Source organism: Streptomyces sp. S3(2020) (assembly GCF_013044505.1).
GTDB lineage: Bacteria > Actinomycetota > Actinomycetes > Streptomycetales > Streptomycetaceae > Streptomyces.
The window spans coordinates 34,964-46,482 of record NZ_JABERD010000068.1; the positions used below are offsets into that span (position 1 = coordinate 34,964).

7 protein-coding genes are annotated in these 11,519 nt (G+C 66.4%); 4 read left to right on the forward strand and 3 right to left on the reverse strand.

Going from position 1 to position 11,519, the window contains the following annotated elements:
- Window positions 1-121 precede the first annotated feature (121 nt).
- From HLK59_RS22420 to HLK59_RS22430, 3 genes are all read right to left on the reverse strand, one after another.
- Entirely contained in the window at window positions 122-1,075 is a 954-nt protein-coding gene (locus HLK59_RS22420) for a peptidyl-prolyl cis-trans isomerase (RefSeq protein WP_171143276.1), read from the reverse strand.
- Window positions 1,076-1,181: 106 nt separating this feature from the next.
- Window positions 1,182-3,581, reverse strand: a complete 2,400-nt coding sequence (locus HLK59_RS22425) for a discoidin domain-containing protein (RefSeq protein ID WP_171143277.1) — start codon at window positions 3,579-3,581, stop codon at window positions 1,182-1,184.
- 249 nt (window positions 3,582-3,830) lie between these two features.
- Entirely contained in the window at window positions 3,831-4,751 is a 921-nt protein-coding gene (locus HLK59_RS22430; RefSeq protein ID WP_206327444.1) for an AraC family transcriptional regulator, read from the reverse strand.
- Between the two features lie 1,970 nt (window positions 4,752-6,721).
- Here HLK59_RS22430 and HLK59_RS22435 point away from each other — a divergent pair.
- The 4 genes from HLK59_RS22435 to HLK59_RS22450 form a co-directional block, all read left to right on the forward strand.
- Window positions 6,722-8,041: an extracellular solute-binding protein gene (locus HLK59_RS22435; RefSeq protein ID WP_171143279.1), complete on the forward strand. Its 1,320-nt coding sequence runs from the start codon at window positions 6,722-6,724 to the stop codon at window positions 8,039-8,041.
- Between the two features lie 70 nt (window positions 8,042-8,111).
- Complete coding sequence (locus HLK59_RS22440; protein ID WP_171143280.1) at window positions 8,112-9,047, forward strand: sugar ABC transporter permease; 936 nt, start codon at window positions 8,112-8,114, stop codon at window positions 9,045-9,047.
- Entirely contained in the window at window positions 9,044-9,877 is an 834-nt protein-coding gene (locus tag HLK59_RS22445; protein WP_171143281.1) for a carbohydrate ABC transporter permease, read from the forward strand. Before HLK59_RS22440 ends, HLK59_RS22445 begins: the two co-directional genes overlap by 4 nt.
- 128 nt (window positions 9,878-10,005) lie before the next feature.
- Window positions 10,006-11,519: beta-galactosidase (locus HLK59_RS22450; protein ID WP_206327445.1), on the forward strand; the 1,514-nt coding region annotated here is incomplete at its 3' end.

Consider the following 11,519-nt stretch of genomic DNA (forward strand, 5'->3'; position numbering starts at 1 on the left):
CCGCTATTGCGAATGCCTGTGCTGACGCGGCGCATCACACATGTTCGAGCGGGTACCACCCAGGGCTGTTCGCCAGCCGCTCCGTTCCGGCTGCTCCTGGCAGGGCCTCCGTCGCATCCGTCTACCGGCTGACACGGACCTTCGCGTTGGCCAGCCATTGTTTGAGCAGAGTGGAGTACCTGGCGTCGGTGTAGGTGTAGTACAGCTGGTCCTGTACCTGAGCAAACGTCAGCTGCACGGCCTCCTTGGCCACCATCTTGACCACGTAGTAGGCGTCACCGCTGTCCACGACCTTGCTGACCTGTCCGTCGGCCAGTGTCTTGGCGGTCTGGACGAGGGTGGGGTCTGCGAACTTCTCCTTACCGGTGAGCCTGAAGGAATTGTCCCTGTTCTGGAAGCCGGAGTCGCTGTAGTACGCGTGGTCCCAATTCGTGGCCAACGGGACGAAGTCCGCGCCTGCTGCGGCCTGGCCACGGAGCTTCTTGGCCAGCTGGAACGTTGCGGACCTGTCCGCCGATGTGTAGGGCAGCCGGATCCGGCGGACGGTCATTTCCTGGATCTGCTGGTGGGAGGATTTGTGCTGCAGGTACGTCGCCCGGAGGGCTTTCTCGACGGCCGACTCCGGCATGAGCTTGCTGATCAGCGCTTCTCTGACGTTTGCCAGGAACCGGTCCACTACTTCCTTGTCCGAGAGCTGTGATGTGCCGTACCCGCTGGTGTTGACGCGCAGCTTCGCCATGTTGTCGCCGCTGAACGGGACAGCGTCCGCGCTGATCAGACCCAGCCGACGACCCTGCTGGAGCTGCACCATGAACACCTCGGCACTGCGCAGCGCCGAGTGCTCGGCAGCCGCGGTGACATCCTTGCCGGGGGCCTGGGCCTGCGCGTCAGAGCGGGCGTATCGGAGGTAGAGCGCGAGTATTTGGTCCGGGATCGGCTCACCGTTCACCGTGGCGACCTGTGTGGAGGATTCCTTCGTCGTTGCCTGGGCCAGGGCGGCCAGGCCTATGCCCGCGCAGGCGAGAAGCAGGGCGCTGAGCAGGATGGTCCAGCAGTTGATCATCTGCCTCTTCACTGATGAATCCCTTCGCTGTCGGGTGGGTGCCGGGTCCGGTCAGAGAGGCAGTGGTCTCCGGCATCAGCGATGCCGGAGACCACTGCTCGCGGGGTCAGGAGAGGGGTCAGGAAAGCTGGATCTCAGCGAACTGCATCACGTAGTCCGAGCCGATCTGGGGAAGGGCGGTGCCGACGATCCGGATCCTGTCCGTGGTGTCGCTCCTGCCCCAGGTGAAAGTCTGCGCGGCCGTCGGGGTCGGGTAGTCCGACTCGGCCAGCCGGGTAATCCAGTTGGTGCCGTCCCAGACCTGGATCTCGAAGTCGGTCGGGAATCCCGCCCCGACCATCCCGGAGTCGTTGCGGGGGTAGAGGGTCAACTGGCTGAAGGTCTGGAAGCCGGGCAGATCAATCTCCGCCCACTCCGTGTGCTGGCTGGTGTTCCCCAAAGCCGAGGACCAGCCCTTGCTTCCGCCGAAGGAGGAGGTGTAGCCGTCCACGAGGTTGTTCTGGTACCAGCCGTAGTTGTCGACGGAGCTGGAGGTCACGACAGTGGCCCCGGAGGCTCCCGCGGCAAGGTTGGTGTCGTTGAAGACCTGGAGGCCAGCCAGCTCCAGCCGGTAGTCGCCGGCTCCGTTGGTCAGACCGGTCGCGTGGATCCGGACCTTGTCGGTGAAGTCGCTGCGGCCCCAGGTGAACTCCTGACCGCCCACCTCGTCCAGGGCGTAGCCGGTCTTGCTGACCCGGGTGATCCAGTTGGCGCCGTCCCAGACCTGGATCTGGAAGGAGCTGGGGAAGTTGTGTCCGGCGTGGCCGCTGTCGCTGCGTGGCCAGAGGACGACCTTGCTGAGGGTGCGCTGGACTCCGAAGTCGACGACGACCCACTCCGTGTGGTCCGTGGTCACATCACTCGATGACGCGTACCCCAGGCGGTTGACGCCATAGGCGTTCAGGCTGTGGGTCTGGCCGTTGGCGAGCGCGTCCATGGACCAGTCGCTGCTCTCGTACGAGCTGGAGGAGGTGATCGTGGCTCCCTCGGCGAGGTTCCACAGCTTGCTCGGCGGAGTGTCCGCCGCGTAGTACTGGGCTGCGCCGATGTCCGGGGCGGTGGAGGTGGGAACGGAGTTGCCGAAGTAGTCGAGTGCACCGTTGTCCGCGACGACGGCGCCCGCGCCGATGGCCGGCGAGGTGCTCTGGAGCTTGTAGCCCTGCGGGTCCCTGCCCGGGTGGACGAACTGCGGATCGGTGGTGTTCACCGCGCCGGTCTCGGTGCCGGTGTGGTTGACGTAGAGGTTGTGACTGAACGAGGTCCCGCTGCCGGTGACCGTGATGTCCCTGTTGGTGTCCACGTAGTCGATGATGTTGTTCGTGAAGGTCGCGTTGACGGCGTGCAGGTCCCATCCGGCGAAGTTCACGAGGGTGTTGTTGTAGACCTGCAGGTTCTGCTCGCCTCCGTTGGAGTCGTAGCAGTTACTGCTCGGCAGGACGTCGTTGTAGGAGATGTTGTAGCGGATCGTGTTGTTGTGGTTGTTGTACACGCTGCACGGCCAGGCCCATTCGCCGTTCCGCTCGGAGTAGTTGTACTGGTAGACCGAGTTGTCGGTACGCCAGTCGAAGTCGATCATCATGCCGTCGCTGGGCACGGCGCCGATCTGCTTGCTGCGCTGGATGGTGATGTACGAACTGCCCACCATCCATACCGGTGCGACATTCGTCCCCGGGTTGTGGGAGACGTTCACGTACGAGTTGTCGGTGATGAGGCTGTTGACCGTTCCGAGGTAGACGGTGCCTTCGCCGATGATGTCGTGGAAGTAGTTGTTGCTGGTGGTGATGGAGCTGGTGCGCGGCTTGTCGGAGTAGCTGCCGTTCGCCTCCGACACGTTGCCGCCGGTGTAGACGCCGTTGTGGACGCCGTAGAACTCGTTGTTGTCGACGAGGACGTCCGAGATCTTGTAGTCCGTCATGGTGTCGTAGGTGTTGTGCCAGGTGCCGATCATGACGGCCGCCTTGTTCTGCACCGCGTTGAATTCGGGCTTCAGCTGGCGGGCGCGGTCCACGGTGTTCTGGATGTCGTGGAAGACGTTGTGGCGGATCGTGAACCCGGACACGTCGGAGGTCGGTGCCGCCGCGAGTTGGATCTCGATGCCGGCGCCCGTCGGGGCACTGATGTCCAGGTTCTGCACCACGTAGTTCGAGACGCCGACGAACTGGATCGCGGGGTTCGCCCCGCTGGCCGTGACGGCCGGAGCGGCCCCGGTGCCGGTCGCGTCGATCGTGACGGGAGCGGACGTGGTGCCGGATCCCTGCAGGACAAGGCTGCCGCTGAACGAGACTCCGCGCTGCAGCAGGATCTGGTCGCCCGGCTGGTAGGTGCGCGCGCTCGCCGTGTCGAATTCGGCCTGCGTGCTGACAACGTACGTCGTAGAGTCGGCGTAGGCCGCGTCGGCCGTGCCGACCACGAGTCCGGGGACGGTCACCGCCAGCGCGAGCAACCCTCTCAGCAGCGATTGAACGGGTCTCCAGGTCATGTACGTTCCTTTCCGCGTGGCAGCCTGTGGACGGGGCGAGGACGGCGCCTCGCTGCGCAGCAGGGGAGGGCCGGTGGCGACAGCCCTGGACGGGGACGTGCCGACGGCATCCACGAAGCCGTGTTTCGGGCGCGTTTCTCCGGGGTGAATGCAGAAGCTACGGCTCACTGCGAGGGAAGCGTTAGGCTGGAGTGCACTGCGGCTAGCACGAAACACACCCGCGAGCGGGTCGCCACGCCGCCGCTTCGATCAGCGCTCCGAGCGCGTCCCGTCATGCGCCCCGGGGAGCGTGATCCCGCTTTTCCGGTAGTTGCCCGGACTGAGCCCGTAGAGGCTCTTGAACCGGCGGGCGAAGTAGTTCTGGTCCGGCCAACCGACGGCTGCCCCGATCTGCGCGATGGGCTTGTCGGTGCGGGCCAGGAGTACGGCCGCGCACTCAGCACGGTGGTGCGCCAGGTACGCCATGGGCGGGAGCCCGGTCGCAGTCTTGAACAGCCGGATCAGGTAGTTGGGAGCCAGGTGGAGATCATCGGCCAGCTCGCCGATCGTCCACTGGTGCGCAACGTGCGTCTCCAACAGCCGGATGGCCTCGATCACGGCGGGATGGGTCGGCCCGGACGGCCGTCGGCCATCGTCTCGCGCGGTGTCGGCCGCGCGGGCCAACTGACCGAGCACGACGGCGATGCGTCCGATCTTGTCCGCGTGGTAGCGACTTGACGGAGCGGTTTGCAGGGCCTCGATCGAGTCCAGGTGCATGACGCAGTCGCCGAGTGCCTCCGACTCCAGGTGGAGGCCGAGGATCCCCTGCTGACCGGGCGCGTACGGACCGTCCCACAGCAGGTAGCCGAGCAGTGGGTCGTGCCGTGTCCAGGCCAGTTCGTGCCGCAGCAACTCCGCCCCGAAGCAGCAGTTGACCACCTCAAGGTCCTTGCAGTCCTCCATGCCGTGCCAGGCCCCGGGGCGAAGCACCATGACATCGCCGACGCTCAGGCGGTGGGAGCCGAGTTGGGAGATCTGCGTTCCCTCGCCTCCGACCACGAACATGATCTCCACGAAGCTGTGGGTGTGGACCGGGTGCATCTGGGCATGGACGTGGTGGCCGGCGGCCGCGACGAGGCCATCGGTGAAGTAGATCAACCCGTTGTCCAAAGTGACCGGCACTTCTCCCACGGCGCGACGGTAGCGCCCCCGGGTGGCGGCTTGCGATGGGCGAGGTTCGCTTCGCCGCGTGACTGATTTCGGACCGTGACTTTCCATGGGACCTTTCGGTTCCTTCAGGACACCTGCTCGACCTTGCGGACCCACCGAGGGGCGATCGTCTGCACCCGGCCTCCGGCAGGTGCTGTGACCGCACAGATACCTCAGGTGCAAAGTGCCAAGGTACGACGGCGGGTTCGATGGGGAAGGCGAAGTGCTCGTCGGGCAACGCGCGGTGCTGAAGGCAGTGATAGAACCGGCCGCGTATGCGGTTGACGGGATTCCTTCGGGCGGCCGCGTGCCAGTCCCTGTGGCCGTAGCGGCCTGCGCGGGCGCCTTGGCCCCGTCGAAACGGCGATGACGGAAAGGCCCAGACGTGGCCGGCGTTGTTGAGGCGGTCGTCCTTCACCCACCGGTGGGTGAACCTCGACTTCTCGTCGGAGGCCCAGGCGATGGGTGCGGCGCCAGCCTACGCCTTCAGGCCCCGGGCGTCGGCCAACCGGTTGAGGTCGTCTCCGGTCTCGGCGGGCACCCGGGCATCCGGGCACCGAGCCTGGATGTCAAGTCCGGAACAGGGTGCTTCTGACGGATCTTGAAGCCGCCCCAGGGTTGGCGCGGGTGAGCCCGGCGAGGCGGCCGTTGCCTCACGAGGTGCCCCGCGTCCGGGCGGAGTGGTCACTCGGAGGCTGACCAAGAGCCATCAGAAGCGCCCTAGTCCATCACCTCAGCGCACCCGGCCAACTGTGCAAAGTGCGCTTCCAGTTGGACCAGCTGTCGCTGAGTGCCTCGTACGATTACGCGGCCGCAGGCAAGTCCCTGCGCGGCTCGATCCGCCGAACCTGCCCGGCCCGGTAGCGAGGATGGTATGGGGCGGTGCCCGGGTGGCCCATCGCCTTGATGGCACGCGCCAGATGCTGTGGGCCGCGGCGAACGGCGGTAGACGCGCAATCGGCGGCGGAGAGACGCTTCGTACGCCCCGGGGGCCTGCGGGTGTGATCTCAAGACCGTTTGGCACGAACACGCCTGAGCAGTCGACACCTCGGGCCGAAGTGCGTTTCGTGCTAACTGAGGTTTCTCCGAGGCTATCAAGGGGACCGGCTCCAGACATAGCTTCTTTCTCGCTTTGGGGAAACACCGGTGAAACACCAGGAGACCTGTGTCGTCGCGCTCCGCCACACGCCTGGCGCAACCCATTGCGGCAAGTCGAAAGAAGGCATATGCGCGGGACATCTCTGGGGCTGAACAGGCATCGCAGCCGGTGCCGCCCCGAGCCACCCGGTCCCTGTGAAGCCGGCTTCCCACCGAACTGGGAGCCGTCGGACGGCAGGTGCAGAGCTTTCCGGGTGCGAATCATTCCGTGCGGGCGAGTCCCTTCACGGAAGGGAGGTGAATGCGCGTGGGAGAACTGGCAGGCCTACAGGAAATGGCCGGGTATTCTGATGAAGCCGCTGTACAGGGCCAGCAATACCAGCACATGGCGCCCCCGACAGCAAAGAGTGACGGCTCGCACCAACCTCTGGGTGCCGTTCTGAAACCTGGGCCGGACACTGCTGGTCGGGGCAATTGCAGCAGAATTCCCGCCCTGAATTCCGTAAGGCGGGCGAGGCGGCGGCGCCCGTGCGGGAGACGTGCGGGCCCCGTACTACGGCTCGGTCGTACTCCGGCCGGCAGCCCCGGCGACCAACTGCCCCGCCGGTCGGTCCCCACCTGCCGAGGCCGCACAGCGGCGATGAGCCGCAGCAAGGAGCGGTGGCTGCTCCGCGTACGCCCAGGCGCCCCACGCCCGTCGCTTCCCTCTGAACTCCCCGGTCCCCGACTCGCCCCGGGCGCCCAGCGATCCAACACCGATCGCAACCCAGCACATCGACAGGCGGATGCCTGCCCGGCATGCCGTGGATCCGCCTGCTCAAGGATCGGAACGTCTACTCAAGGATGAGACGAAGATGAAGATCACGCGCTTTCCCCAAGTCGCCATGCTGGTCGGCGTCGTGGCTCTGACCGGTACCACGCTCGCTGCCTGCTCCACGGGCGATGACACGTCGTCCGGAGGGAAGACCACGATCTCGTTCCTCACCGGGAGCGACACTACGAACACCACCACGGCGAAGGACCTCATCGCGGCCTTCGAGGAGGCGAACCCGACCATCAAGGTCAAGCTCGAGACCCAGCCTGGCGGCCAGAGCGCGGACAACCTGGTGAAGACCAAGCTCTCGACCGGCGAGATGGAGGACGTCTTCTATTACAACTCCGGGTCCCTCCTCCAGGCGCTGAACCCCGACACCAGTCTGGTCGACCTCGGCGCCCAGTCCTGGGCGGGCAAGCTGTCCGACAGCTTCAAGTCGTCCGTGAGTACGAGCAAGGGCCTGTACGGGGCCCCGATGGGCACCACGCTCGCCGGCGGCGTGATGTACAACCGCGACGTCTACAAGAAACTCGGCCTCTCGGTGCCGACGACCTGGGCGCAGTTCCTCGCCAACAGCGAGAAGATCAAGGCCGATGACCCCTCGGTCGCACCGGTGCTGCAGACCTACGGTGACACCTGGACCGCCCAGATGATGATTCTCGCCGATTACGCGAACGTGCAGGCACAGGACCCCGACTGGGCCTCGAAGTACACGGCCAACAAGGTGAAGTACGTGAACCGGCCCGCCCTGACGAGCTGGCAGCATCTGGCCGACCTGCACAACGGCGGCCTGCTGAACAAGGACTTCGCGTCGATGACGAACGTCAACGGCCTGAAGGCGGTCGCCGATGGCAGCGCCGCCCAGTACCCGATGCTGAGCTCGCTCGTAGCCACGATCGTGCAGAACGAGCCGGCCGAGGTGGACAACGTCGGCTTCTTCGCCCTGCCCGCCGACGATGCCTCCGACACGACCCTGACGATGTGGGAGCCCAGTGCTCTCTACATCCCGAAGACCACCACGGGTGGCAAGCTCGACGCAGCCAAGAAGTTCATCGCGTTCGTCAACGGCTCAGCGGGCTGCGCCATCCAGAACAAGGATCTGAGCGCCTCCGGCCCGTACGCGATCTCCACCTGCACGCTCCCGACCGACGCGCCCTCCCTGCTGGCGGACATCGAAAAGTACACCGGCTCGGGCAGGACAGCTGTCGCACTGGAGTTCCAGTCACCCGTCAAGGGACCGAACCTGGAGAGCATCGCGATCCAGGTCGGCTCCGGCATCACTTCGGCTGCCAAGGGCGCGTCGCTGTACGACCAGGACGTGAAGAAGCAGGCCCAGCAGCTCGGCCTGAAGGGCTGGTGACCCAGAGCCGTCCAAGTGCCGAGCAGGGGCGGGCGCCGCGCGCCCGCCCCTCCGACTCCGGAGACATGACATGAAAACACTCGCAGGCCCCCTGGCCGGGTCCACGGCGGCCGCTCCCGCCGAGGCCGCCCACCGGGTGCGCAAGCCGAAGTTGAACTCGCTGTACCCGCGGTGGTTCCACATCCCCGGGTCGGCGCTGTACGTGGTCTTCTTCGCCGTGCCGACCATGGTCTCGCTCTACTTCGCGCTGACCCGGTGGACCCTGTTCGACACCCAGTTCATCGGCTTCGACAACTTCACCGAGTTCTTCGACGACCCCCAACTGTACGGGTCGTTCATCAACACCTTCATCTACGGTGCCGTCACCTCCGCGGCCAAGGTCGTCATCGGGTTCGGCCTGGCGGTCCTGCTGACGTCGCAGGTCCTGGGCCGCGGCTACCTTCGCGCGGTCGTGTTCTTCCCGGTCCTGGTGTCCACCGTCGGCGTCGGGCTGACGTTCAAGTCTCTGCTCGACCCCTACCACGGCGCCGTCAACGGCGTACTGGGCTGGTTCGGCGTCCAGGGCCCTGGTTGGCTGACGGATCCCCATCTGGCCCTGTTCACGGTCGCCGCGGTCGACATCTGGAAGGGCGTCGGTGTAGCCACGCTCATCCTGATCGCGGGCATCGTCGCCATCCCGCAGGAGTACTTCGAGGCGGCACGAGTCGACGGCGCCGGGGCTTGGCGCGTCTTCCGGACCATCACCCTGCCCCTGTCGAGGCCCGCGATCGGGTCGGTGGTCATCCTCTCCCTCATCGGAGGACTGCGGTCCTTCGACCTCATCTGGACCATGACCGGCGGCGGCCCGGGCTTCTCCAGCGACGTGATCGCCTCGGTCATCTACAAGCAGTACCAGGCCGGCTTCTACGGCCTCTCCACCGCGGGGAACGTCATCCTGTTCGTCGTCGTCACCGCGATCATGATCCCGGTGTCCCGCTACTTCAACAAGAAGGAGGCCGAGCTGTGAGGCGGCAGCAGACCCAGCGCTACGTCATCGGGTCCATCGCGATCCTGGTCTCCTTCGTGGTCTTCCTCCTGCCGTTCGCCTTCATCGTGATCCAGGCGCTGAAGGACCCGGCGGAAGCCTCGGAGATGAGTTTCGCCTGGCCGTCCGAGATCGTCGTATGGCAGAACATCGGCGACGTCCTCACCTACAACGACGACATGTTGCTGAAGGCGTTCGTCAACAGCGGCGTCCTGACCGTGGTCAGTGTGACGATCATGGTGGTGCTGGCCGCGATGACGGGCTACGTCCTCCAACGCCGCCCGAGCCGCCTCAACCCGGTCATCAACTTCTTCGTCCTGGCAGGACTCATCGTGCCACCGGCGGTGGTGCCGACGATCTGGCTGCTGCAGGGCCTGGGTCTGTTCAAGACCCTCGGCAGCATGATCCTCATCGAGGCCACCTACGGACTGTCCCTGTGCATCCTGCTGTTCCGCGCCTTCGTGGCCACCATCCCCCGGGAGCTGGACGAGGCCGCCGTCATCGACGGGGCCGGGCCTGTCCGCCTGTTCTTCCAAGTGGTGTTCCCGCTGCTCAGGCCCGTGATCGTCACGATCATCGTCGTCCAGTCGGTCGCCGTCTTCAACGACTTCACCGGGCCTCTCTACTTCCTCCCGGGCAGCGACACCGCGACGGTTCAGCTCACGCTGTTCAACTTCCAGACGCAGACGCTGAGTCAGTACAACCTGCTCTTCACCGACATCCTCCTCGTCACCATCCCTCCGCTGATCATGTACGTCTTCTTCAACCGGCAGATCGTCGCGGGAATGACCAACGGGGCCGTCAAGGGCTGACGCACGGCGCTTCCTTCGCGACTACCTCCTCACCTCAGCTGGGACCCCATCACATGAATCCGCTCATTGCTTCCGCCATGCCCGTCGTCAGGCCGCGCCCCTGGCCCGGTCCGCTCACGAGACCCGCGATGAGCAACGAGGTGGACCGCCACGACCGGATCTCCCTCACCAACCGCTACGTGGAGCGTGACGGTGAGCCCTGGATGCCGGTGTCGGGCGAGCTGCACTACAGCCGCATCCCCAGGAGCCGCTGGGCGGAGACGCTGCGGATCATGCGTGCCTCCGGGATCACCGTCGCCGCCAGCTACGTGTTCTGGATCCACCACGAGGAGACGCGCGGGCGGGTCCGGTTCGACGGGAACCTCGACATCGCCGGCTTTGTCCGCGAGGCGGCGGACGCGGGCCTGGCCGTGGTACTGCGCATCGGCCCCTGGTGCCACGGTGAGTGCCGCAACGGCGGTCTTCCCGACTGGGTGCTGGCCACGGGTACGCGGATCCGGAAGGACGACCCGGCCTACCTCGTCCTTGTGGGAGCATGGTTCGGCGCACTCGGACGTGAACTGGCATCCCTGTGCGGGCCGTCGGGCCCGGTCATCGGCATCCAGATCGAGAACGAACTCTACGACCAGCCGGAACACATCCGCACGCTCAAACGGACGGCCCGGGCCGCCGGCTTGAGCGCCCCGGTGTGGACGGCCACCGCGTGGGGTGGGGCCGAGCTCCCGCCACACGAGGTCCTGCCTCTCTTCGGGGGCTACTCCGACGGGTTCTGGATCGACTGGGACGCGCCGTGGGACGCCAGTTTCCGCGAGCACTTCTTCTTCTCCCACACCTGGAACGACCCCGGCGTCGGCACCGACCGGCCCGGCGCGCAGCCCGTCCCGGCACAGCACGCCGGGTTCGACACCTCGCTGCCGACGGCGACGTGTGAACTAGGCGGAGGCATGGCCACCGCCTACCACCGTCGCCCGCTTCCGGCAGCCGCCGACCCCGCAGCCGTCGCGAACGTGAAGCTCGGCAACGGGTCCGCCTGGCAGGGCTTCTACATGTACGCGGGCGGCACCAACCCGGCGGGCACCCACGGTATGGAGGAGTCCCATCGCACCGGCTCCCCCAACGACCTGCCGCGGTTCGACTACGACTTCCACGCGCCGATCGGGGCGTCCGGACTCCCTTCGCCGACCCTGGCGCTCCTGCGCGAGCACAACGCCTTCGTGGAGACCTTCGGCCCCCTCCTTGTCACCCTCAACTCCACGCTCCCGGCGGTCATGCCGAGGGACCTCCACGACCGCGACACTCTGCGTTGGGCCATCCGCAGTGACGGCCACCAGGGCTTCCTCTTCCTCAACAGGCACCAACCGCACGAACCACCGGAAGACCACCCGGCGACGCAGTTCCGCATCGAGACCGGCCGCGGCTCCCTGGTCTGGCCGGACCGACCGATGGTGATCCCGGCCGGCACCATCGCCCGCTGGCCCTTCGGCCTGACCGTCGCGGGCGTCACACTCGACTGGGCCACCGCCTCACCCCTGACCGTCGTAGCCGGGCCCAGCCCCACGCTGGTACTGCGAGCACACCCGGGAATCGTGCCGAGGGCCCGCTGGGCCGCCCGCCCCCCCGCCCCCCCCGCCCCCCCCCCCCA

Bases quoted from the DNA above. Each gene is read 5' to 3' on its own strand.
- HLK59_RS22440 (WP_171143280.1), top strand. From the start codon at position 8,112: ATGAAAACACTCGCAGGCCCCCTGGCCGGGTCCACGGCGGCCGCTCCC.
- HLK59_RS22435 (WP_171143279.1), top strand. From the start codon at position 6,722: ATGAAGATCACGCGCTTTCCCCAAGTCGCCATGCTGGTCGGCGTCGTG.
- HLK59_RS22425 (WP_171143277.1), bottom strand. From the start codon at position 3,581: ATGACCTGGAGACCCGTTCAATCGCTGCTGAGAGGGTTGCTCGCGCTG.